The 26,129-nt window shown below is 39.5% G+C and carries 10 protein-coding genes; 4 read left to right on the top strand and 6 right to left on the bottom strand.

Annotated features, from left to right (window positions below; translation table 11 throughout):
- Nucleotides 1–451 precede the first annotated feature (451 nt).
- From galA to EV194_RS05080, 3 genes are all read right to left on the bottom strand, one after another.
- The gene (galA, locus tag EV194_RS05090; RefSeq protein WP_243699333.1) at nucleotides 452–3,331 is read right to left on the bottom strand and encodes a beta-galactosidase GalA; all 2,880 of its coding nucleotides are present in this window, start codon (nucleotides 3,329–3,331) and stop codon (nucleotides 452–454) included.
- Nucleotides 3,332–4,243: 912 nt separating this feature from the next.
- Nucleotides 4,244–5,215: a family 43 glycosylhydrolase gene (locus EV194_RS05085; protein WP_132432725.1), complete on the bottom strand. Its 972-nt coding sequence runs from the start codon at nucleotides 5,213–5,215 to the stop codon at nucleotides 4,244–4,246.
- A 243-nt stretch (nucleotides 5,216–5,458) separates the two neighbouring features.
- Entirely contained in the window at nucleotides 5,459–6,334 is an 876-nt protein-coding gene (locus EV194_RS05080; protein ID WP_243699332.1) for a glycoside hydrolase family 16 protein, read from the bottom strand.
- A gap of 523 nt (nucleotides 6,335–6,857) precedes the next feature.
- Between EV194_RS05080 and EV194_RS05075 the strand changes: the two genes are divergently transcribed.
- From EV194_RS05075 to EV194_RS05060, 4 genes are all read left to right on the top strand, one after another.
- A complete protein-coding gene (locus EV194_RS05075; RefSeq protein WP_132432723.1) occupies nucleotides 6,858–10,283 on the top strand; it encodes a cadherin-like beta sandwich domain-containing protein in 3,426 nt (1,141 codons plus the stop codon).
- A gap of 312 nt (nucleotides 10,284–10,595) precedes the next feature.
- Nucleotides 10,596–14,045 carry a LamG-like jellyroll fold domain-containing protein gene (locus EV194_RS05070; protein ID WP_132432721.1) on the top strand — a complete coding sequence of 1,150 codons (3,450 nt, stop codon included), beginning with the start codon at nucleotides 10,596–10,598 and terminating at the stop codon, nucleotides 14,043–14,045.
- Between the two features lie 270 nt (nucleotides 14,046–14,315).
- Nucleotides 14,316–16,859, top strand: a complete 2,544-nt coding sequence (locus EV194_RS05065) for a cadherin-like beta sandwich domain-containing protein (RefSeq protein WP_132432719.1) — start codon at nucleotides 14,316–14,318, stop codon at nucleotides 16,857–16,859.
- A 118-nt stretch (nucleotides 16,860–16,977) separates the two neighbouring features.
- Nucleotides 16,978–19,524 (top strand): cadherin-like beta sandwich domain-containing protein, encoded by a 2,547-nt coding sequence (locus EV194_RS05060; protein WP_132432717.1) that lies wholly within the window; start codon nucleotides 16,978–16,980, stop codon nucleotides 19,522–19,524.
- Nucleotides 19,525–19,668: 144 nt separating this feature from the next.
- On the opposite strand, the gene EV194_RS05055 is transcribed toward EV194_RS05060, so the two are convergent.
- Genes EV194_RS05055 through EV194_RS05045 form a run of 3 tightly spaced genes read right to left on the bottom strand, consistent with a single transcriptional unit; the run spans nucleotide 19,669 to nucleotide 26,109 of the window.
- Nucleotides 19,669–21,279 (bottom strand): RagB/SusD family nutrient uptake outer membrane protein, encoded by a 1,611-nt coding sequence (locus tag EV194_RS05055; protein ID WP_165921805.1) that lies wholly within the window; start codon nucleotides 21,277–21,279, stop codon nucleotides 19,669–19,671.
- A gap of 59 nt (nucleotides 21,280–21,338) precedes the next feature.
- The gene (locus tag EV194_RS05050; protein ID WP_165921804.1) at nucleotides 21,339–24,536 is read right to left on the bottom strand and encodes a SusC/RagA family TonB-linked outer membrane protein; all 3,198 of its coding nucleotides are present in this window, start codon (nucleotides 24,534–24,536) and stop codon (nucleotides 21,339–21,341) included.
- Nucleotides 24,537–24,564: 28 nt separating this feature from the next.
- A complete protein-coding gene (locus EV194_RS05045; protein ID WP_132432711.1) occupies nucleotides 24,565–26,109 on the bottom strand; it encodes a fasciclin domain-containing protein in 1,545 nt (514 codons plus the stop codon).
- Nucleotides 26,110–26,129: the final 20 nt, after the last annotated feature.

Genomic DNA, 26,129 nt, shown 5'->3' with positions numbered 1-26,129 from the left:
TTTTTATAAACCGATTAAAGAATTGGTATATGCAAGATACCCTACCACTACCAACCAGCCTAGTATTTTATTGTCAAAAACTTGTACTATATTATACAATAGATCGTTAGTCCCGACTCCCTCGGGATAGATTATTAGATTTTAGACACAAGTAAGTTTCTTATTATCAGTTAATTGCATAACGCCATAGCGAGTTCATAAACGCTTGATAATTAGGTAAATAAAAAATAATTGACGAACTATTAATTAAACAAAACATGTTAAAATCACGAATTATTGACTCTAATGAATTCACAACAATCTGTTATTTTCTGAAAAGGAGGATAGCGAAATACAGTGGTCTGAGATTCTATTTATTTGAAACTATTTTCTTCTATATACCGATCCCAAAGGGATTCGGCATTTAAGAAAAAACATAATCATTACAAAACAAACCACAATTAAATACTCATTATTTCACAACAGGCCCAATATCAGATTCTAAAGCAGTGATCACAATATCATCATGCGTTAACCCATCTGATTTTGCTGAGAGAACAATCTCCCCTGCTTCTCCTGTGCTCTGCACAAGAACTTGTGCCAAACCGTTAAATACCCTCCTTCTCCATTGATCAGCAGGAATTTCAACGCGCACCAATCCAGGATTGGTATTTTCACTGTTCCAGACATGTGCCTTAACAAATGGATTGGCCACAATTGTTACTACATTTGCTCCAACCTTTAGTGTTGATGCTGCGAGATCAAACTGGTGAAACGGAGCATCTCCTGATAAATTTTCTCCAACAAGTTTGCTATTCACATAAACCGACTGATTGTGTCCAATACTCTTATACATCCACTGAATTTTACCTTTCGAAAGATCCTCTCCGGTGAGGTTAAACGTCCCTCGGAAAACCACTGGCACAGACTCTGTGCCGGGTGCAAGACCATCTCCCTGCAATCCTGGCTCCCAGGATGAACAATCAAAACCTGGTGCCAAAACCCTTCTCAGACGCACCTCAGAAAGCGGTTTTGCCCGGATACTTTCAATCTTTAATGCCTTAATGGTTTCAACGAATTTGCATGGCTCGTGAGAAACCGGATCGCCATTTCCAACTCCAATGATGCGTCCGGGGCCGGAAATATCAAAAACAACATCATGCATCGCATCAGGAATTAAAACACCGTTCTCATCTTCCACCCGCACAGTGATAACAGACAGATCTGCCCGATCGCCACGAATCTCGGTTCTGTCGGCAACCAGTGCGACAGAAGAAGGAGTACCGGTAGTAGAAACCTCAGTTGTCATGGCAACCTCTCCGTTCTCGTAAGCAACAGCTTTTACTGTGCCGGGCTGGTACTCTACCATCCATGAAAGATAATCATTGGGTTTCATAGTCTGTTTCCCCAAACTTTCACCGTTTAAGAATAACTCTATCTCCTCAAAGTTGCTGTAAACCCAAACATCAATCTCTTCTCCTTCACGGCCGGGCCAATTCCAATGAGGAAAGACGTGCAAAACCGGATCATTGGACCACCACGACTTCAGATAATAAACATTATCTTTGGGAAAACCGCACAAATCCATCATCCCAAAATAAGAAACAACTGATGGGAATTCAAATGGTGTAGATTCTCCTCTATAATCAAACCCGGTCCAGATACACATTCCGGCTAAATAATCACGCTCTGCGTAATGCTTCCAACCATCGCGGATTCTAATAAAACCATTTGTAGGACGATCATAAGCAGCTAAATGCTGTTTATCAAAATCGTCAAAATAAATTCCTCGTGTGGTGTTGGTAGATCCTTCCTCTGTTCCCAAAGAGGCCTGCCACGGATTTGCAGCGTAATGCTTATCGGTATCTCCATGGCGCAAATAATTATACCCCATAACTTCAATCACACTGGAAATTCCGCCCCCCCAGGTACCGCTTACAGCGACATTAATGGGTCTTGTTTCATCGTACTTTTTCGCAAAAGCCTGCATATTGAGAGCAATTCGAGCGCCTTTTTCATTGCCTTCAATCATCCACTCTTCATTACCAATTGACCAAAGGATAACACTTGGATGATTTCTATCCCTTATGATCAATCTTCGCAGATGATCCAAAATCTCATCGGTAGTACCCATTAGCCGGTTTTCATTTACCACCAGCATTCCCATTCTGTCGCACGCTTCAAGCAGTGCAGGTGATGGCGGATAATGAGCCATACGGTAAGTGTTGTTACCCATGTATTGCAGCTGACGAATACGCCATTCGTGAAGTGCATCAGGGATGGCCGTTCCAACCCCGGCATGATTTTGATGATTATTGGTTCCTTTAATTTTCACATGTCGGCCATTGAGGAAAAAGCCTCTATCAGGAGTCCATTCTATGGTACGAATGCCAAACGTTGTTTTAAACTCGTCCACCAAAACACCATTCTGGCAAATATTTGTAACCAGTTGATAAAGATGTGGGTCGTCAATATCCCACAAACGTGGATTATCAACGTTTAATATCATGGGGTACTCCCCATGATACATAGATTTTAGTTCTTTAATACCAGACTTTCCTGAAGCGACTACTCGTCCCTCAGCATCAATTATTTTATTCTCAATCTGGAAAGATACCGGTTCCAGATTTTTATTCATAACAGTGATGCGAGCTGTAACCTCCGACTGGTCGTCATCAACTTGTGTGGTTACATATGTTCCGTATTGCGGAACATACAATGGATCTGTTTTGGTTAAATGAACATGTCGATAAATACCGGCTCCTTCGTAAAACCACCCCTCTTCCATACTTGCATCAACACGAATTGAAACTACATTATTGCCTCCATAATTAAGGTATTCAGTTACATCATATGAAAAACTGGTATATCCGCTGGGTTCATTGCCGCAATAAAATCCGTTCACCCAAACCCTGGCATCACGAAAAACACCATCAAATTCAATAAAAATACGCTTTCCCAAATCCTCCTCCGGAATATAAAATGAACGTCGATACCAACCAACACTTGACTCTGGAAAGCCTGGTCCTACAGCCTTATAGCCATGGCTATGACTAGCATCGGGATGAAATTCTGCTTCTACAGCCCAATCATGAGGCAAGTCCAACAGCCGCCATGATCGATCATCGAAATCAGCAGCTGCGGCACCATCACCATATCCGGCTTTGGCCAAATAGGTAAAATAACTGGTTCCAACATTAAAGTCCTCTTCAATGTCTGTTGCATGTCCAAATGCAAACTTCCAGTCATAATTCATCAGTAAGCGTTCGCGAGGTGATGAATCAGCAATTGCTGATAAAGACAACATCAAGACTGCAAACAGAACTCCCAATTTTCTTAGTATCATATTCATTACTCTTCTAATTTTTGTTAGAATTTATTTATTTCCCAGAACTGATTAGATATACCTCCTACTAAATGTAATTGTTTAAAATAATCTCGCATGATCCGGACAACAATAATCTTTTTAACCGGATTAACGAAAAATCGGCATTTTGCGGTAAAAGTCCACACTTTACAGTTGGCAAAATCCAAACGTCCCGGCAGAAACAATTCATTAGACTATACAAATATATCTTAACACTTTTTGATTGCTTGTACGTATTTGTATAACTTAAAGGGATAATTTGTGTAAATACAAGGTTGCTATGTACACCACTTAGGTGTTAAATGTATTTTAACGTCACCACTACACACAAACAATCAAACACTTAACTAAACAAACTCTAAAGAGCCCAACACAAATGAGATGTTTCCGTGAGTTTATTTATATTTTCATATACTCTTTCCTTCTCTGAAATTAGTTAGACAAAAAGCAAGCTTCAAACAATTAGTTGGATGGCATCCTCGTCATATGGACATATAATGCTCGCACTAATTTGGATGTCGTAAAGAGATTTATGGGCATACCAATATTTCATTACTGGATACTATGATAAAGTGGGAAATTACACCCAATTCGCACCAAACCCAATATCCGAAGTAGGAGAATTTAATCCGGAACAGAATAATCCAAATTTAAAAGTCTAGGAGTAAAAAGGGCTGTCGATCGACAGCCCTTTTTTAAAACAAATCACACCTAACAAAAATCCCGGAATATAAGACCAGACGATCAATTCTAGAATTAAGCATTAAGACTTACTCATTCCGGCATTTGTAAAAATAATTTTTTAAATTTAATTATACAATGAGTATTTCAAGAAGGATATTGTACATCTAAAAACCGTTTATCTGTACTTTTTTAAAATTTCATACATTTGTGAACCTATTGAAAAGGCGGTACGCTGTTTAATGAAATTGGCAGAACATTCCCTTTTGCGTCATAATTTAAACTATCAAGGCATAGCTGACGCAAAACATACTCCTGCTCCTGTGGATATATCCGGTGATAAAGAATATAATCCTGATTGTGAACTCTGAATACACTGTGATGGCCGGGTCCTACCACTGCCCCATCGGGAGTTGATTCCAAAATCGGACTGTACTTACCTTCCCTCCAAGGTCCATAAGGCGTATCTCCTACCGAATACCTAATGTGATAAGTCTCATTAATAGCCATTCCATCAGAATACATCAGGTAATACTGTCCGTTTCTCTTAATCATGAAGGCTCCCTCAAAAAAGTTTGGTGGGGTCACATCCTGGGGCTCTTCAAGAAAAGTTTTCATGTCATCGTCAAGACGAACAACCAAGCAACGTCCATTAACCCAGTCCCAACCAGAACCCCAGTATAGATATATTTTGCCATCATCATCAATAAAGCAATTTGCATCAATGTGATGTATTCCTTCGATAAAATCAGATGGAATCAATGGAGTGTTGTCGGCTTTTAGGTTTTCCCAAGGGCCAAGAGGGTGGTCGCTTCCGCCGACCCATATTTCACTTCCAACAGATATATACATGTAAAAGCGCCCGTCTTTACCTTGAATAACATCTGGAGCCCAAACATTTGCATCCATTGACGTTGGACTGGTGCATGCCTCTTTAGTTGGCCAATTTAGGGAAGCTTCTTCCCACGACAAAAAATCCTCCGTGACAAACACAGCCAGATCATCTCCTCCCCATGGATCCTTTGTTGCGTAAATAAAAAATTTCCCTTCATATTCAACTATTGCGGGATCAGCTCCAAAGTATCCTCCGAAAAGAGGATTGCCAACCACTTGATCTTGCTTACTCTGATGACAGGAAATCAAAAGCAGGACAAGCGATAATGTAAAATAAAAGTAGTTCCGTTTCATTCTATAAATATTAAATTAAGCGACTGTAATAATTCATTTTGAATCAATTGAAAAGATTTTTAGATTAGATGCTGAGCAAAGCGAAGTCCCACAATGCGGAATAAAACTAATAGACCGATAGACAAGACTCTAATCTATAACAATCGGAACAGATCTTTCTAATCATCGTAATCATGCGACAAGGTGTATTCGACCATCTCATTTAAACTATCAACTTGAACCAACCTTCGAAATCTGACAGTTTTATTTATTTTCAACCTTTTGAAAAACCCTTACGTAATCAACCTCATACAATATCGGAAAATCTGTTTCAGATGGATCTCCGCCATTAGAACCAATTGCAAGGTTTAATAAGATATAATGAGGTTGGCGAAATGGATTGAACCCATCATAATTTATGGTTTCATTAAGATCAATTTCATTTAACAACTCATCATCCAAATATATACGGATATAATCCTCTGTCCAATCCATCTTCCATATGTGGAATTCACTAGCCCAATCGGGGTCTTTTTCGAGAAAATACGAAAAAGGAATAACCTCGGAATCCCATCTGGGGTTATAGTCATTATTAACATCCCAAGCTGCATTTGCCAAAATAGATGGAACACCATCAATGCGATAATATTCCATAACATCTACCTCGCCACTTGAGGGCCATCCTCTATTTATGCCTAAAGTCCAGATTGCAGGCCACGATCCTTTTCGTGGATCGATTCGTGCGCGCACTTCCATTATCCCATATTTAAAAGAAAACCGATCTCGTGTCTTTATTAATCCCGAAGTGTATTCTGCATACTCTCTATTTCTTCTCCAATTTCGGCTATTGGGATCAAAATTCGGATTTTCAATCTGTTCTCTCCGTCCTTCAAAAACAAGAACACCATCTTTTATGTACACATTATCACGATGGTACCATTGCAATTCTTCATTACGAACAAACCCTTCATCGTACTCCCAATAATTCTCATTCACTCTGCCATCCTGATCAAATTCATCCGACCATATAAGCTCATACCCATCCGGTGTCCGAATTTGCGAGTTATCTCCATTGTCTGCAACAATACAAGACATTAATATAGATGTACATATTACAGCAATCAATTTCATCGTTTTCATTAGCCTAAATATAATAGTTAATCAATTATAGTTAACAACTTACACACTAATGTAAAATTAGCCTTATTAAGATATCTCAAACATCATAAATTCGGCATTATATATAACATTTTTTAAAGCAGCGATTTTATTTCTCTGATCAATAAAGGATTTCACAAATGACATATAGGTGACAATCATAAAAGACAGGCAGAAATTTTATTTTCTCCAGATCAACAAAAACCTAAGCAGCAGCAATGTTAAAGCGGTAAATAAACTTAGTACAGTCCATAAAAAAATGCGTTTTGGCCGTTCCATTACTTATAGGATAAACAAAATAAATAATTAACACTTTGCAAATTCAGAGAATTAAATCTTTGAAAAAAGACTTAAACAAATGTCCGAACAAGCCATACTAAAACTACAAAAACTCAATAAAATCAAGGATTTTAGAAAAATTAACATCATATGCAGAGAAATTGACAAACCCTGCTTTTTCAATAAAGTATCTTTAACAATTATTATATATTAAAAGAATAGCTTTATGAAAAAAACAGGATTACTCTTGAAAATTTTCATGGTTATATTTGTCTTGGGACTTTCAAGTACCAATATAATCATGGCACAAACATTAAAACACTCCTATACGTTTGAGGATGGAACAGCAGCAGACATCGTAGGGGGAGCGGATGGCACACTGCATGACGATGCAGTCGTGGAAAACGGAAGACTAATACTCTCGGGCACAGGCTACGTATCACTACCCGGCGAAGAAATTAACGTTGCCTCTTATGAGAGCCTTTCAGTAGAAGTATTTTTTAGTCAGGCTGCAGGCGTATCCGGCAATTCAACTTTATTCTGTTTTGGCCGAACCAATCATGATCCGGGATGGCCAATGGGAGTTGACTATTTGATTTATCAGCCAACCAGAGGAGGTGATGATAACTTCTCGAGATTTGCCATTTCAACTCTTAACACCGAGAACCCATGGACAACAGAAGTTGGTGCCAATGGAGATATGATTACAGATACAAGAACCCATCAGGTAGTGGGGGTGTTAACTGAAACTGAAATCACTCTCTATCTGGATGGTCAGTTTATGTCAACAGAACCATTGGAAGGCAACAATGCATTATCTGCCATAAGCAATGAGGAAGTCTTTATTGGTTACATTGTTTATCTAAATGATGCAAAATGGCAAGGAGAAGTTTATGAGATGAACATTTTCGATGGCACTCTTTCTGCAGAAGACGTAGAACAACGCTTCTGGGATTTCATGGGAGAATCATACTTTGATCCGACTCTTTCAGAACTATCATTTAATAGAGGAGTACTTACACCGGAATTCCATCCGGAAGAACAGTTTTATGACCTTTATGTGCCTTATGGTACAACCTCGGTTGCCTTGAACGCCCGAAGTTCAGCAAATGGAGCTGAAGTTGTTGTTTATGATGGGGCAGGCAATCTGCTACCTATAGATGAAGATATTACATTTACTGAAGATGGAATTGATCTGGAAATAGTAGTAACTGCCCTGGATGAGTTAACCGAGTTAACCTATTATGTTTACATCAATCATGATCCTGGTCAGGAATCAGCAGCTTTATCGGCAATAGAATTTTCTGCAGGTGGATTAACCACCGAATTCGACCCCGATGTAACCAGTTATATTGCAATTGCCCCTTATGGATCCACATCTGTTGAAGTGACCGGAATTCCTATGTGGGCAGGGGCTTCAGTTACAGGAGGCGGAAGCATCACTCTATCTGAAGGAACTGGATCAACATCAATTTCCGTAACTTCCGAAGATGGTGAATCAACATTAACATATGAAATAGAACTATTCGTAACTGATTTTACTACAGAGAAACCGTTATTCATACAGCATGAAGCCTCTGGTTTTGTATTAGGAGAAAGCGGAGAAGAGTATAATGTTACAAGGATTTATCATGCGATAAATGATGAGCCATCTATACTGTTTGTATTTGAAGAAAGTGGAGTTGAAGGTCAATATTTCATTAAAAATCAAAATGATCTATATTTAACTTTAGTAGAAGAACCAGTTTGGGATTTGGTGATGTCAGAAAACAAGACCGATGATCTTGACAGCAGCCGTTTCGTTGTTAACGAATTTGAACCTGGCCGTTTCAGAATTATTCCGGTTGGACGAATTAATGAAGGAGGCAGATACATCGGAACCAACAACACAAATCTGGAAGGTGGAGTTTACTCTGACAAATGGCTTGATAATGAATTAGCAATATGGAGTATTAAGCCGATAGAACAACTCGTTTCTCCTTATGACACATATCTTTCAGACTTGTCGTTAGATGATGAGATAAAACTACATCCGGCATTTAATATGCATATAGATGAGTATTATGTTATTCTGCCAACAGGCGCAACATCTCTTACTTTCAATGCGACTCCAAGAGATGAGAGTTCTACAGTTTCAGGAGATGGCACTCATGAAGTAAGCGGTGAAGGCCAATTGACGATTACTGTTACAGCTGTTAATACTGAATACACCAGAGACTATGTAGTTAATTACATGGAAATGCCTGAACTGACTATGCAACATTCATATACTTTTGCTGATGGAACAGCCAAAGACATGGTTGGAAATGCTCATGGTGATATCAATGGTGGAACCATCAACAATGGAACATTTATATCCAGTGCTAACGGGCATCACATTACTCTTCCGGCTGAAGAGATTGCGTTGAATGAGTATCCGGCGGTCACCCTTGAAGCTTATATCACAAGTGATATAAACGGAGGTTATACCATGTTGGCATATTTTGGTGGAGCATCGGGTTCTAATGCCTATTGGATGCAGCCCACTCGAGGTGGTGACGATCTTAGCAGCCGTACTGAATTTGGCAGTACCATGTACACCCACAGCGTAGCTACGGCTTCAGGACCAAGAATGGTAGATGGTGCACAACAGCATCTTGTAAGTGTCCTTACTTATGAAAACATTTACTGGTATATCGATGGTCAATTACAAGCAGTAACTGAGACACCTGATGATCTTTTAATAAGAGGCATCAGTACAGAAAATGCATGGTTGGGTTATGGAGGATGGAACGATCCAAGTTGGAGAGGAACGCTTCACGAATTCAACATTTATAAAGGAGTAATGGATGAGCAAGAGGTAGCCTTGCGAGCACAAGTATGGCCTACTCTTACCAATGCATCCAATGCAACTTTATCTGAGATTATGGTTGATTCTGATATCATCGAAGGTTTTAGTCCATTTGTAATGGAGTACACAGTATTTTTGGCTGAAGGAACAACAGATATCCCTGTAGTTGAAGCTACTCCATTTTATGAAAATGCAGGAGTCGTAGTCAATGCTACTGATAATCTACCGGGCACAACCACCATCGTTGTTACCTCAGCCGATGAAGAGTACAGCAACACCTATACTATTGAATTTGTTGTTCTTCAAGGCGAGATAGACGATGCGAGCCTTACAGAAATCATGATTGACGGCGTTGAACTTGATGGATTCGATTCTGAAGTTTTGAGCTATTCAGTTGAACTTCCTTCGGGAACAACGACAGTTCCGGCTGTTACTGCAGTAGCCAATAACCCTGGAGCAACCATGGTAATAACCGATGCTGATCAAATTCCAGGTTTCACAACCATAGTTGTTACTGCTCAAGATGGAACAACACAAGTGACCTACACCATAGAGTTTACTGAAGAGCCAACCACAAATATTTCTGAAAACGAGAAACCCAAAACAGTTGTTTACCCAACAGTATCTAATGGAAGTTTTACTGTAAACACAGAAGCCATTGGGAGCTCTATTACGGTTTATGATCTTCAGGGAAGAGTTGTTTTAAGAACTATTGCTGACTCATCGGAAGCAACATTCAACTTATCTACACCCGGAATGTACATCATTGTAGTTGAGAGCAACTCAAATGTTGAAACATTCAGAGTGATCAAAAACAACTAGAACCATTTTTCGGCTGTGCCGAAAACCTATAGCTCTATTTTTTAGAAGGCTGCCTCGTGAAGGCAGCCTTCTCTTTTATACAAAACTTCACAGATCCATTATAAATATAGACTTTACACCTTTTTACATTACCCCTATTCAAAACGGCTCCCTTCTAATTATTTCAAAAATTTGATAGTTTTTGTTAATTTTTAAACATACATCAATTATAAGAGATACTAATTTTGAAATAATCAATCGTTTTTGTGGCAAAAGCAATTTCGGAAAATTGAACAAAGTCATTTTATTATTTTTTTAACAAAAGGAAAACAGATGAAAAAGAAAGATTTACTTGTGAGATTGAGTTGCTTGCTGACATTCCTCGGATTATTCAGCATGACAAGTGTAAATGCCCAAGTTGTTGACGATTTTGGCGCGTTTGATGAACCCTTAACCGGAAGACATCTTATCTACTCGAAGGTAATAGTCTACGATACCAATGCTAATGGCACTTTTGATGCCGTATTCACTCTGTCTGAAACAGAAATTCAAGCTTGGACTGATTACTCTGTAGCAGTTCCGTTTTACACGAATGGCATTCATGTAAGGGTGGACGGTAGTTTTTTAAAAACCAATGATGTTATTCCTGTAGACGGTGGAATGTATGAATTATGGATCATAGTGGACGTTCCGGCTGAAACTTATCGGGTTTTTGCCAAATCAGAAGAGATGGAATTTCCTGTAATTATTTACAATGGAGATGCGCATTTCAGAAAAACAGATGTTTCTGCTATAAATTACTGGTCGCTTCTACACAATCCAGACAATCAGCATGCCAGATTGGAAATTGTTGACGAAGTTGAAATACGTCCCTTGGATTTTGAACCAACGTTATTAGGTTTAACAACTAGCATTGGGGAATTTGAACCAGATTTTAATTCAGAAATTACAAGTTACGAACTGGCCGTTCCATACGGAACCCAATCTATAACAGTAAACGCATTCCCAAACATTGGTACATCATTCGATATTTTTGACCAAACCGGAGCTCTGATTGGAAGTGATGGCGTTGTTCCATTTACCGGTGACGGAGTTGACCTAGAGATACTTGTAACGAGCATGGACGGATCTGAAATGCCGTATTGGTTGTATATTTTCGTGGATGAGGGTTCTGGCGATCCAACTTTGCGCGATCTTCAATTAAGTGCCGGTGCAATTCACCCCATTTTCAATCGTGAGATTTTTGAATATACCGCTATCGTGCCTGCGGGAACCACTACCGTTGATATCATTGGAACAACTAACTTCCCGGAAGCAACTATCTCAGGAGACACTCAGATAACTTTGTCAAATGGAACAGCAACGGCAACGATTACAGTCACTTCAGCAGATGGTTCTGAAACACAAAACTACTTAATTGCAATTGAGGAAGCTGAGCCTGCCGACTATGCAATTCGCATGCAAGGAGGCAATGGAAACAACAGCCACATCGATTTAAGCGGATTGAGTTTAAGCAGTCTGCCATATACCATCGAAATGTGGATTAGACCTGATGGAGCACAGCCCAATAACGCAGGTTTATTCTATAATAGAGAGAATGACAACCACCACGCAGGTTTGCAATATTCATCAGGATGGCAGGGATCTGGAAGACTCAGGTTTATGACCAATGTTTCCGGTGATTACGGAGTCCTTACGGATCCTATTCCTACCAATACCTGGCAACACGTTGCGGTTATTCTCAACGAAGACTCAAGAACCATTATTCTGGACGGTATAGAATACACCCAATACACTTCTGATTTTGGGGGTGCTGAACATACCATTAATCAGCCATTTGACTATGCTATAGGCAAACTTTACATTGGATGGGATAATGGTGATGCAAATCGCGCTTTTAAAGGTGATATTGATGAAGTTCGTGTTTGGAACCGAGAACTAACTGTTGAAGAAATCAATGAGAATAAATATGAAATATTGAACGGAGACGAATCCGGTTTGGTAGGTTATTGGAATTTCGACACGCCAACTCCAAGTTATGCATTGGATCTAACAACTAATCAGCACCATGGAATCATCAGAGGCGGAACCTATGTTCCCTCATTCCCCAAGGCAAATTTAAACCTGGAGTCTCTTGAAATTACTGATATAAATATTTACCCGGAATTCAGAAGCAATGTAACTGAATATTACACCGTGCTTCCAATAGGAACTACTGAATTAGAAATCAGTGCAGTTGCCATTGACGAAACGGCATCTGTTTCCGGAACCGGAACGATTTCCATATCAGAGGAAAAAGGCCAGGTAACAATTGAAGTGGCATCCGCAGACGAAAGGTATACTCAGGTCTATGTTATTAATTACATAGAAGAACAGCCATACGCATTACGTCACTCCTATACATTTGTGGATGGAACTGCTAAAGATGTAGTATCCGGTGCCAATGGAACCATCAACGGGGGCGTTATAAATAATGGTACTTATATTGCATCCGAAGCTGGTGATTACATTACACTTCCGGCTGAAACAATTGCTTTAAATGAATATACTGCAATTACTTTAGAGGCATATGTTACAAACGGAGTTAATGAGTCCTTTACAATGCTTGCATATTTCGGAGGCATGACAGGTTCAAATGCATACTGGATGCAGCCAACAAGAGGGGGTGGTGACTTAACAAGCCGCACTGAATTTGGCAGCAATATGCTGGGCGCTGCTGTAGCAACATCTTCAGGGGCAAGAGCCGTTGATGGTGCCAACCAACATTCTGTGAGTGTGCTTACCTACGATAACATCTATTGGTATATTGACGGTGCACTTCAGGCGGTTACTCCAACACCGGACAATCTTATCATTAAAGGAATCAGCACCGAAAATGCATGGTTAGGAAGAGGAGGATGGAATGATCCATCATGGAACGGAACCATCCATGAGTTTAATATCTATTCAGGAGAAATGGATGAGCAAACAGTTGCACTAAGAGCAACAGACTGGCCAACTGCCGACAACACATCCAACGCAACACTTTCTGAAATTACAGTTGATGGTGAACCATTAGAAGATTTCAGTACGTTTATGATGGAGTATCTGATGGTTCTCCCTGAAGGAACTACTGATATACCAGTGATTGAAGCTGTTCCATATTACGAAAATGCCACAGTGGTTATTAATTCGCCCGATAATTTGCCTGGAACTGTAACCATTGAGGTAACATCAGCAAACGGCGAATACAGCAATACTTATAGCATTGAATTACTCTTGCTGATGGGTGAAATTGACGATGCTACTCTGATTGAGCTATTGATTGACGGTGTTGCTTTAGAAAATTTTGATCCAGCTGTCTTGAACTACACCATTGAACTACCAGAAGGAACAACAACGGTACCAGTAGTAACAGCAGAATCCACCAATCAGGGGGCAGATGTGGTGATTACTGAAGCAACAGAGATCCCAGGCACAACCACAATTGTGGTTACGGCTCAGGATGGTATTACCCAACTAACATATACTGTTGAGTTTACTGAAGAGCCAACCACCAATATTCCGGGAGAAACCAAGCAACAAACTGTTGTTTTCCCAACCATAACCGATGGTAGTTTCACAGTAAAATCTGAAGCCATTGGAAGCACCATCTCTATATTTGATATGCAGGGAAGAGTGATCAGCAGAATATTGAAGGCTTATTCTGAGCAAACAATTGATGTTCCATCTCCAGGCATGTACATCATTTTAGTTGAAAATAATTCTAATGTGGAAACATTTAGAGTGATTAAATCCAGATAGTAGTTTTTAGAGTATTAATAGATAATTAAAGGCCGTCATTTTCTACGAAAATGACGGCCTTTTCTATTACCCTCTGTTTATCTGCACTTTAAAAACAAACAAACAAAACCATCAGTTAAAAAAATATCAAATAATTTACACTAATTTTTGAATTTGTACTATTACTTATAGATTTCAATTCTTTAACTTTATAAAACATAGATTTACATAAAGGGTTGTTTTTAGCCTATTATAATTAATTGTCTTTTAAACTTTTAAACAATAATCATTATGAAAAGATTTTTACTCAATCAGACCCGATTCCTGCTTATTGTTATGGGATTGCTGGGTTTTACTACAAACATTCTGGCTCAACCTGCGGTTGACCAAACAGGAACTTTTGATCCCCCATTAACAGGTGAACACCTTTTATATTTTGAAATGGTTTTCTATGATGCAAATGAAAATGGTAATTTCGATGCTGTTTTTTCGCTTTCCAACAATGAAATTGTTGCCTGGGGAGATGCCATCGCTGAGATCGTATTTTATGGCACAGGTGGGGGCATAGGTATTCAGCACCAACGTTCACGTGAAATCATTCCTATTCCCGGAGAACTAATGAAGCTATGGATGCCGGTTGATGTACCAAACAACAGATTTTCTTTGTTTGTTCAAACTTCCACAATGGATGCACCACAGGCTGTTTACGATGGATATGTTAATTTCTATGGAGAAGATCACGTATCAGAATTAACCAGGTGGACAGCATACCACAATTCCCAGGGTGAGCCGGATTATCTGGAAGTGAGTGTCATTGACTTCCTTCCACTGGATGACAATGCATTACTTTCAGGTTTGAGCGCGAATGTAGGCGAGATGTCTCCTGAATTCGATGCAGAAGTACTAAGTTATGACCTGGTTGTTCCTTACGGAACAACATCCATCACCGTATCGCCAATAGCGGCGGGAATGGGTGCCTCCATCGACATATTTAACAGCGGGACAGGGGAACTTATGCCGGCAACCGGTGTCATTCCATTCGAAGGAGACGGTGTTGACCTGGAAATCACTGTAACAGCCATGGACGGCACTGAAATTACTTACTTCATGTTCATATTTGTTGATGAAGGTGTTTCAGATGCCACTCTTCGGGACATTGAATTAAGCGCAGGATTACTTGAACCAAACTTTAATCGCGATGTAACCAGCTATACTGCTTATGTGCCAAATGGATCATCGAGCGTTACAGTTACAGGAATTCCTAACTTCCCAGAGGCAACTGTAACCGGAGGTGGTGAATTGGTATTAAGTGACGGTGCTGCAACTACAACAATCGTGGTAAATTCACAGGATGGATCAGCTACTAAATCGTACACGGTCAATATAGTAGAAGAGCCATTTGAATTGGTTCACTCATACAGATTCGATAGTGGAACTGCTGCAGATGCCATTGGAGATGCCCACGGAGTTGTAAATGGTGGAGCCATTTCTGAAGGCCGCTTTACCACAACAGTTAACGGTGAGTTTATTGAATTACCAGCCAGCAAAATCGGCATATACAACTATCGCATCGTAACTCTCGAGGCGTATTTCATAGCTGGAGAGGATAATCCGTACCATACAATGATGGCTTATTTTGGTAATACCAACGCCGGGAACAACTATGGAAACGATTATTACTATTTATCAGCTACTAATGACAACAGCAGTCGAACTGCCCTAAGCATAGGTCAACATGGAAGTCCATGGGCAGCGGACATAGACGTTAGAGGAGACAAGTTGGACGATGGAATGGCACACCATATTGTAAGCACTTTAACCCGTGACTCTATTTCTCTATACGTTGATGGAGTATATGCAGGATCAGCGGCACTTCCTGAGTCGCACAAAGTACAAAACATTGGTAGGAATCTGGCATATCTTGGAAAATCAGGTTATACTGGTGACCAAACATGGAGAGGTTCTTTGGTAGAATTTAATATATACAACGGAATAATGGATGCAACAACCGTTGCGCTTCGTTCTACTGCATTCCCGGTATATGATGTAGCATCAAATGCAACGTTATCTGAAGTGCTGGTTGATGGAGTTGAATTGGAAGGTTTTGCGCCTCATATCCTCAGCTACGTTATAAATACTGACGATACCGTTACAGAAGTACCAGAAGTATTGGCAGCAGCCACTAACACCAATTCAACTGTGGTGATCAATCCTGCCGAATCTCTTCCTGGCATAACAACCATTGTAGTAACTTCAGAAAATGGAGAGTACACCACTACCTACAAAATTGAGTTCTACAATGCTGAGGCTGATGCTTCATTGAGCGAAATAGTGGTTGATGGCGACATTCTTGAAGATTTTGACCCAGCGGTAACTGAATATGTTATCACATTACCATTTGGAACTACCGAGATACCATTGGTAACAGCAACTACCAGAAATCTTGAAGCAACAATGGTAATAACCGAAGCCACAGAGTTACCAGGTGTAACAACCATAGAAGTAACCGCAGAGAATGGAATCAATATCAAAACATACACCATTGAATTTGAACTTGCTGAAGAGGTTGTTGATCCAGATCCAAGCAACAGTATATTTGAAGAAGAAACTTCAGGTGTTGTTGTCTATCCAACAGTTACAAACGGCAGCTTCAATGTAGTTTCTGAAACGGCCATAAATAATATCACTGTATTTGATTTAAGCGGCAGAGTTATTGCCCGTTATCAAAATGTAGGCAACGAAACATCCATCACAGTTCAAAATGCCGGAGTTTATATTTTAATGGTAGAAACCGGTAGCAAGACTGAAATGTTCAAAGTCGTTAAAACCAACTAACATTCTTACTTATTGATATTTAAACAATATCAATCGAATAAAAAGGGAACTGAATTATTATATTTGGTTCCCTTTTTTTAAACCAAAAATCAAATATGCACTAATTAAAACAACAATTATGAAAAGAAAATTTACATTATTAAGATGGTGGTGCCTGTTAATAATTGCTGGTATATCAATAACCAACAACGTGAGAGCTCAAGTTGTTGATGATTTTGGAACATTTGATCCACCTTTAACCAACAGGCACCTGATTTATGCCAAAGTAATTGTTTATGACTACAATGAAAATGGAACTTTTGACGCAGTATTTACTTTATCAGAAACACCCATAAGTGCCTGGACAGATTATTCAGTGGCAGTTCCATTTTATACAAATGGCATTCATGTAAGAGTGCATGGCAGTTTTCTGTTAACCAATCCTGTAATACCGGTTGACGGTGCCACTTACGAACTTTGGGTTGCAGTAAATGTTCCTGCTGAGACTTATCGGGTTTATGCTAAATCTGAAGAGATGGAAGAACCCGTTATCATTTATAACGGAGATGCACACTTCAGGAAAACTGGAATATCTGGAATAGGTTATTGGTCGGCATTGCACAATCCCGATAACAACCATGCACGACTTGAAGTTTTAGAGGTTGGTCTGGTTACCGATAGTGATCCAACTCTGGCAAGCATTACCACCAATGTGGGTGAAATCAGCCCGGCTTTCAATCCGGAAATCAGAGATTACCAATTGGCTGTACCTTATGGAACACAATCCATCACCATCAATGCCTTGCCCAAAGGCATGGGAGCATCCGTTGATATGTTTGTTGGAGCAGGAGAGTTGGTTGGATCAGACGGCGTAGTTGCTTTTTCTGAGGATGGTGTGGATGTTGAGATTGCAGTAACAGCTCTAGATGGAACAGAATTATCTTATTACGTAGCTATTTTTGTGGATGAAGGAACCTCTGACGCCACATTACGTGACATCACTTTTAATACAGGGTCAATTGAGCCAAAATTCAATCCCGAAACAACTCAATACAAGGTTTATGTTCCAAATGGGATGTCATCAGTGATCCTCTCGGGAGTTCCTAACTTCCCTGGAGCTACAGTAAGCGGTGATGGTTTAATAAACCTTAGCAATGGACAAGCATCCACAACAATACAAGTAACATCGCAAGATGGTAGCAGTTCAAAAAGCTATCATTTAAACATCGTTGAAGAACCTTTCGAATTAATACATTCGTACCGTTTTGATAGTGGAACAGCAACTGACGTCATAGGCAATGCACACGGAAAAGTTCATGGGGGTGCTATTTCGGAGGGACGTTTTACCACAACAATCAACAATGAATATATAGAATTGCCTGCACATAAAATTGGAATTAACAATTACAGAATAGTAACATTTGAGGCCTATATTATCGCAGGTCAGGACAACCCATACCACACCATGCTGGCCTATTTTGGTGATACAAACCCAAGTAATAATTATGGGAATGATTATTTTTATCTCTCTGCAACCAACGACAACAACAGCCGTGCATCCATCAGCATAGGACAATACGGAAGTCCATGGAACGCTGACATTGATGTAAGAGGGGACAAACTCGATGACGGAATGCCTCACCATCTGGTAAGTACTGTTACGCGAGACTCAATTTCTCTATTTGTAGACGGGCAATATATTGGTTCTGCATCCCTACCAGAATCACATAAAGTGCAAAACATTGGGAACTCTTTAGCATATCTGGGGAAATCAGGCTACACAGGGGACCAGACATGGAGAGGCTCAATTATAGAATTTAATATATATAACGGTGTTATGGATCCTGCCATTGTAGCTTTAAGATCTACGGACTTTCCTGTATATGATATGACTTCGGATGCTACTCTTTTGGAAATAATGATAGGAGGCGCAGAATTGGAGGGGTTTGTCCCACATACAACAAGTTATTTGATAAACATTGAAGAAACCGAAACAGAAGTCCCTGAAGTATTGGCAGCACCAAAAAACACCAACTCTACAGTTGTTATTACGTCGGCTGAATCATTACCTGGCATCACAACCATCATGGTAACTTCAGAAAACGGCCAATATACCACCACATACTCAATTGAATTTTACAACGCAGCATCTGATACCAAACTATCAGAGATAAGGGTTAATGGAGCTTTATTGACCGAATTTGATCCACACATATTGGATTATGAGGTTACATTGCCGTTTGGAACAACAATTTTGCCGGCCGTTACTGCGACAACACGAAATCCTATCGCGACCGCATTGGTAGAAAATGCTACATCACTGCCTGGCATTGCTACCATTGAGGTAACAGCCGAAAATGGTATTGACATACTCATTTATACCATTGTTTTTGATGTAGAAGAAGAAGAGGTTGTTGATCCTGATCCAGACCCGGGAAGTAATTTCTATACACCAGAAAGCAAAGGAGTAATTGTTTTCCCAACTGTTTCAAAAGGCGAGTTTAATGTTATTTCTGAATTACCAATTAATAACATTACGGTATATGACATCAGCGGCAGAATTATAGCAAAATATACAAACAAGTCAACAGAACAAACCATCACTGTTCAAAATACAGGTGTGTATATTTTGGTTATTGAAACAGAATTAAAGATTGAGATGATAAAAGTAATTAAGACAAACTAAGTATTCAGTGAATAACGATTATAGCAGATCAAAAACATTCACTGAGAGTAAGCTTAAACAAAAAAAAAGGGACTGTGTTACCACAAGTCCCTTTTTACATCCAACTCCAAATCAAAAATTATGAAAACCAAAAATCATTGTATGTTATTTAGGCAGGTACCAACTATTAGGATCAGAAAGAATTCCTTCCAAGGCGCTGTTTCTCCTTGCTACCATTCGAGCAAGATATCCCGGATCGTTACGTCTTAAGGCTACACGCATCAGATCATGAAAACGGTGACCTTCATAAGCCAATTCCAATGCATACTCCTCTATGATCATATCTTCAACATATCGAATTGAATCCTGTAAAGTAGGAAGAGATGGAATTCTGAAAGAATTAACAGTACTTACATTTCCACTTCCCCGCTCACGAATTCCCCGACTATTGTTAAAAAATGCATGGGAAAAATCCATGTAAGTTGGCAAATTGGCTGTCCGTTCTCGCGATGGAACAATGCTATCATTCATAATCACTTGTTCCTTCAATCCGTGCTTAATCACTGAAAACGCAAGGTTCGGTTTACCGGCTCTGTTAACAGCTTCTGCATACCTCAAATGAAGTTGAGCTGCTCTATAAATAAAAATTGCACTTGCTGATTCAGTACTGGCATAATTTACATATTTTGATATATATCCTGACTGCCCTACATATTGGTCAGGAACAGTTCCAAACATTTCATCGAACAGATAGAAAGTATGTACACGGCGTAAATCGCCATCTGTTGTTACATTTGCATTGTGATAATAGGTCTGCTCAAGGAATGTTTCAACTGCGGCATTACTGGGCGCCACTTCAAAATTATAAACCATAATTGAATCCAAAAACGCACCGGAACCATATTCAGTGGATTTAGCCATGATGGTTAACCTTTCTGCGTGGATGTTCTCAATATCAAAAGCATTCCACCATGTACGATTTTGCCCCGTAAAAGCAGAACCGGTAACCTCCCATGTATTTCTAATAGACCAGGCTATAATAAATTCTGCCACCATCAGATTTCTATACTCCAAGGCAGCTCGCTCATACTCACCATTCCAGAGATACAAATCTCCAAGAACAAACCGTACAGGAAAATTAACTTCCAATGAGGTAATATTTCCGTCAATGGTAAACTCATTAGGGGGAAGAATATTTCTCCAAGGTTCTAAATCAGCTATAAGAATTGGTAATAAGTCATTCAAAGAAAGTTCAGGAAAATCTTTTTTGGCCGCATTTATTGTAAGTAAGGGTTCTTCATAATACCTTACTGAACCGTAATTAAGAGCCATTTGCAAATAAGTCCATGCACGAACAGCCTTAACAGCAGCCATCTCGCGCATCAGAACCTTCTCTGCCTGAATGACCACAGAAGTATCTAATTTACTAATGATGTAATTACACTGATTAATAACTGCATAATAATCTCTTATGTCAGCGTAAGGATTATCTGGTGAAATATTAAATTCAGAAATTTCACGTAAATCACGACCGGCATTGTTGGTAATATCCATCATGTCGCCCCGAAGCTCCCCCAGAAGAACATACCTTCTACCTAACTCCTGAAGTTTGGCATAAACCCCGGTTTTACCATACATGGCGTCAAAAGTCGTATTAATGGTGTGATTCTCTTCCAGTAACAGTCGATCTGAATCAACTTCCAGAATATCATCACAGCCGGTAATTAAAATAACGGCCATGAGACTGCCTGCTAATAGTTTTAATATATTTCTCATCTCTTGTTTCATTTATGCTACAGAATAAAATATCTGCTAAAATTATACAGTAAGTTCTGTTAGAGATTCATTTTAACTCCTACAAAAAAGCTCTTGGTGGATGGAAGAAGACCTGCGTCTATTCCTTGATATAGGACTCCGTTTCCAACAGAAACTTCAGGATCCCGACCAAGATAATCTGTCATTGTCCAAAGATTATTGGCCGCTACCCAAACATCCAGACCTCCTAGCCAGTTACTCTGCACAGGAACCTTATAGTTTAGTTTTATGCTCTTTAACTTAAGAAATGACCCATCTTCTATCCATCGATCAGAAAACCTTGAGTTCCCCATTGGATCTCCATAGTAAGCACGCGGCTGATTGGTTTGTTGACCTTCTGCTCTCCATCGAGTGAGCATGGCGGTTGACTGATTACTGAAATCACTACCTGACTCCAAACTGGCTCTTAAGTGGTTATAAACATCGTTACCGACAGAGTAAGTAAAGAAAGCATCCAATGTGAAATTCTTATAACCAAATCGGGTATTAAAAGAACCATAAAAATCAGGATTTGGATCACCAATAATCTGTTTGTCATTGGCGGTAATAAACCCATCACCGTCAACATCTTCGAAATGAACATCTCCTGCTCCAAAAAGGTAAGTGTGTCCCTGAGAATTGGTCATTAACAATCCAGCAGCTAAAGCTTCAGCTTCTGTTGCAAAAACACCATTGGTTTTATATCCATAAAACAGCCCTGCAGGATTTCCAACAGATGTGAGAATTTCTGCACCATAAATGGTTGTAGTATAATCTCCATCAGGAAGTGAAACAATTTCATTTCTATAATGTCCGATGCTAGCTCCAAGTTCCCATTGGAAATTACTGTTGTTGATCACCTTAACATTGGCTGAGAAGTCAAACCCTTGATTTTGAAGTTCTCCACCATTTTGCCAATAATATCCCTGTCCGGCCACTTCAGGAAGCTCTTTTAAACCCAGCAAATCTTTTGTATTATGGTGGAATATCCCTGCAGATAATGCTACCCTGTCATTAAGCAAGATGGCATCAAATCCAAAAGTTGCTTTGGAAGTTGTTTCCCATTGAATGGAAGTATTAGCAATATTGCCAATGATTAAACCATTCGCACGATTCATATAAGGTGTAGATATCAGATATGAATCTCTGGAAAAAGCTGCAATGTCATCATTACCAGAAATACCATAACCTGCACGAAACTTTAAACGGTCAATAAAATCTGCTCCGGCCATAAATTCTTCAGAAGAAACAAGCCATGCGGCATTTAATGATGGAAACATACCCCAACTGTGGCCTAACATTTGAAAACCACCTTCTGTCTCTTTTCCAAAACGGGAAGATGCATCCATTGAAACAGCAGCTGTTACAAAATAGCGGTTATCAAAACTGTACTCTACGTTAGCATAGTTGGCAATTGACCTGATTCTGTCGTTAATTCCATCTATAAAACGGAACTCCATGTCTCCATAAAGATTTCTTCTTTGATCCGTTCCAGAGTTATGCCCTTCTCCATAATCCAATTCGTAGTAATTGGATAGGAAACGCCAGCCAGCCATAGCATCAATTCTGTGCACATGATCAAACGTATTGCGATAAGTCAACCGTGTGTCGTCAAAAATAGCAACATTGCGCATTTGCTGAGACATAAACATATTTTCTGAAACCCCATACCCAGGTAAATCAATATCAGCCACCCCAAGAATAGGTCTGAAATAAGTCTCCTTAACTTTGTCGAGACTATAATCAAAATGAGTACTCAACTGAAGCCTTGGGGATATATAAAAGGTTGGTTTTGCCCCCAATGAAAATCGGTAATGCTTGTTAACATTTAAGGAGCGATCCATAACTGCACTTGGGTTACTGATGCCAAACTCATCACTATCTTCGTGATCGTTGGATTGTACACCTGCAGATGTAAAAGTATATGGATTTAAAAATGGTGACTTGATCATAGCCAGATAGGTAGGAGATGTATGAAATACAACTCCGTCATCAAACAGCTCCCTGTCAACATTTGAAAAAGACACATTCAAGCCTAAAGTAAAAAGTTCAGAAAGATCAAAATCAGCATTAAATCTGGTGGTTAATCTTTCCATTCTTGTGTCTCTTACAACACCTTCAACACCTGTATATCCAACAGAAAGAGCGTATAATGCCATGTTATCACCGCCGTTCACACTTACATGGTATGAATGGGTTAAACCAGTGCGATATACCTCATTGTCCCAGTTTGTGTTATTATGAAAACGGTTGTATCCCGGACGAGTTGGATCAGTCATCAAAAAGCCATATTGGCTGTATTCACTTCGGTGAATATTGGTTGTCCCCAGAAGTTCAGATGCATAGATCCTGAATTGATCTCCCCCCATAACAGGCAACGATTCCGGTTGAGTGGTGATTCCTCCATAAGCATTAAATTCTATTTGGGTTACAACCCCCTCTCCTCTTCTGGTTTTAATAAGGATGACTCCATTGGCTCCTTTGCTTCCATAAATGGAAGTACCATCTTTGATCACACTAATGCTCTCAACATCATTTAAATCCAGGTCAGCCAATGTATTGCCAAAATATCCGGCATGTATTGAGTTTATATCATAAAGACTGTTCCATATAACACCATCCACAATAATTAACGGCTGCGCATTCATATTTAATGAATTGAATCCACGAATAAACATGGAAGATCCCATTCCAGCAACGCCGGAACGATTTACAGATCTCACATTTCCACCTAAACGGGTTTTAATGACATCATCGATGGTTAAAATTGATGGATGATCAACATCCCTGGTTTCGCCATATGCCAAAGGCATAAAACTTTTACGAACAGGCCCCTTAAAACTTTCAATCTCCCGATAATTGTCTGTGAATATATCTGGAAACAAATCAACTACAAGACGTTCTCTTCCTCTCAAAGGGACTTCCCGCGTGCCATAACCAATGGCCACAATTCGAAGAATTTCGTTGGGCGAAGTAAGGCTTATGATATAACTCTCATCATCCTGAAGAGTTGCGGCAGCCCGATTATTAACAGCCTCTATACGGGCAGTTAATACAGATTCTCCGGTATTTGCATCCCGCACTAAAACGTGAACCGGGAAAGAATTATCTCCCTGAGTAGCATCATTACCGGATACCGTAGAAAACATTGCTATAGCTCCAAAGACCATCAAAATCCTCAGGCTTTTCATCAGTGCGCAGGCTCTAAAGCCATGGTTTCTTAAGATATTGTGTTTCATTATCATCAAAATAATATTTAGCATCCCCTTACTCAATTACGGGTTCTAAAATGATACAATCGATACGCATTGTTCTGCTATACTCAGCAGTCTCATCGGTTCGGACAGCATTGGTTACTTCCAATACAACAGGGACAGAAGGATACTCCTGATCAACTACATTAGCAAAATCAAAGGTAAATTCGCCCAAATGCATCCTTGTTACTTCATGCGCATCTGTCACATTGTTTGAAGGTGTGATTGGATTCCTTCGAATACGACCTGTGGTTGTATTAATGGATACCAAGGTGAAATTTGCTTTATTTGGCCTTGGACTGTTTGGATTTACAATTGCTTCCGGTACAAAAACTACATAAATATTATAAGTAGCAGATAAAGTATTTGGAATTTGAAAGGTCACTGATGGTTGAGCAACGTTACTCAAGCCGGTGGGCTCTACAACAATGTACCTGTCGTCAGATATATCAAACCCTGAACCTTGGCTATTGCGTTGAAGTATGCTGCTGTTTGCATTGGTGCGTCCTTGAGGAATTTCTGCTTCAACCAAAATTGGTTTAAACCATGAAGCTGTGTCTGAAATCTGTATGGAAGCAGTTTGATAAACCCAACCATTACTCAACTCCTGCGCAACAGTATTCGAAAACAAACCAGCCGGATTATACATAGTATTTCCATTGGTAGATGTCAAATACGGCATTGCCTCCGGACTCTCATACACCCCTCTGTAAAACAAATCCTGAATAATGGTAAATTGTGTAATAAAACGGGCTCTTCCTGCCCCACCAAAAACATCCGGGATATTGAAATAGGGACGAATTTTCTCATAGGCCTCATTCCACGCATCGTTGTTTGGAAGAAGTGCTGTATATATACTATCCTCATCATTAATGTGGCCAAGACGATCTAAAACCAGATTTCGGTAAACAAAAATTGAATCATAAATAGGCTGGTCGTCTTCATTATAACCAATCTCAACGCTATTAACAGGATCAAATACAAATCGATCTTGCCCATAGAGAAAGCTACGTAAAGAATCTAACCCTGATGTCCTGCCAATATGCTCCCAAATGTTATTGGTATATGGAACGTACCCATCAATAACATGTAACAATCCATTCTTCAACAAGGTATTCCCTTCACTTAATAGCATTCGCCCAAAGCTAAATCCTGCCTCTTCCCGAATAAATGTAACATACTTTCCGTTAAGCATACTCACTCTGCTTAACATCACTCCAGAAGTAGAAAAAATGCTTCTGGCTATATGGTTTCGAACAATTTCTACTACCAAATCTTCATTTTGCAAATCTACACCTTCCAGTGAAGCATTGTTTGGTGCCCATACAGTATAGGTCTGATCTGAATTAATTACTTTATCATACCCGGAAATGCGCAGCATTTCTGCAAAAGTGCTTAGTTCAGGTTTTGAATTGATATACGCGTATAAAGTCTGATCGGAAACAACTTTGGTTGATTTTGAGTAATGATCATCCCATGAATCATTACAGCTTGTTAACACCAAGGTCATGACCAGAATTATTACGCTAAAAATGCGATATAATACTGTCCTTTTCATATATAAAAGATTATAATCCA

The sequence above is a fragment of the Natronoflexus pectinivorans genome (assembly GCF_004345615.1).
GTDB classification, from domain to species: domain Bacteria; phylum Bacteroidota; class Bacteroidia; order Bacteroidales; family Marinilabiliaceae; genus Natronoflexus; species Natronoflexus pectinivorans.
This window is presented reverse-complemented; position numbering and strand designations above follow the sequence as displayed.

Excerpts from the sequence above, each read along its gene's own strand:
- galA (WP_243699333.1), bottom strand. The coding sequence starts at position 3,331 with ATGAATATGATACTAAGAAAATTGGGAGTTCTGTTTGCAGTCTTGATG.
- EV194_RS05085 (WP_132432725.1), bottom strand. The coding sequence starts at position 5,215 with ATGAAACGGAACTACTTTTATTTTACATTATCGCTTGTCCTGCTTTTG.
- EV194_RS05080 (WP_243699332.1), bottom strand. The coding sequence starts at position 6,334 with ATGAAAACGATGAAATTGATTGCTGTAATATGTACATCTATATTAATG.
- EV194_RS05075 (WP_132432723.1), top strand. The coding sequence starts at position 6,858 with ATGAAAAAAACAGGATTACTCTTGAAAATTTTCATGGTTATATTTGTC.
- EV194_RS05070 (WP_132432721.1), top strand. The coding sequence starts at position 10,596 with ATGAAAAAGAAAGATTTACTTGTGAGATTGAGTTGCTTGCTGACATTC.
- EV194_RS05065 (WP_132432719.1), top strand. The coding sequence starts at position 14,316 with ATGAAAAGATTTTTACTCAATCAGACCCGATTCCTGCTTATTGTTATG.
- EV194_RS05060 (WP_132432717.1), top strand. The coding sequence starts at position 16,978 with ATGAAAAGAAAATTTACATTATTAAGATGGTGGTGCCTGTTAATAATT.
- EV194_RS05055 (WP_165921805.1), bottom strand. The coding sequence starts at position 21,279 with ATGAGAAATATATTAAAACTATTAGCAGGCAGTCTCATGGCCGTTATT.
- EV194_RS05050 (WP_165921804.1), bottom strand. The coding sequence starts at position 24,536 with ATGAAACACAATATCTTAAGAAACCATGGCTTTAGAGCCTGCGCACTG.
- EV194_RS05045 (WP_132432711.1), bottom strand. The coding sequence starts at position 26,109 with ATGAAAAGGACAGTATTATATCGCATTTTTAGCGTAATAATTCTGGTC.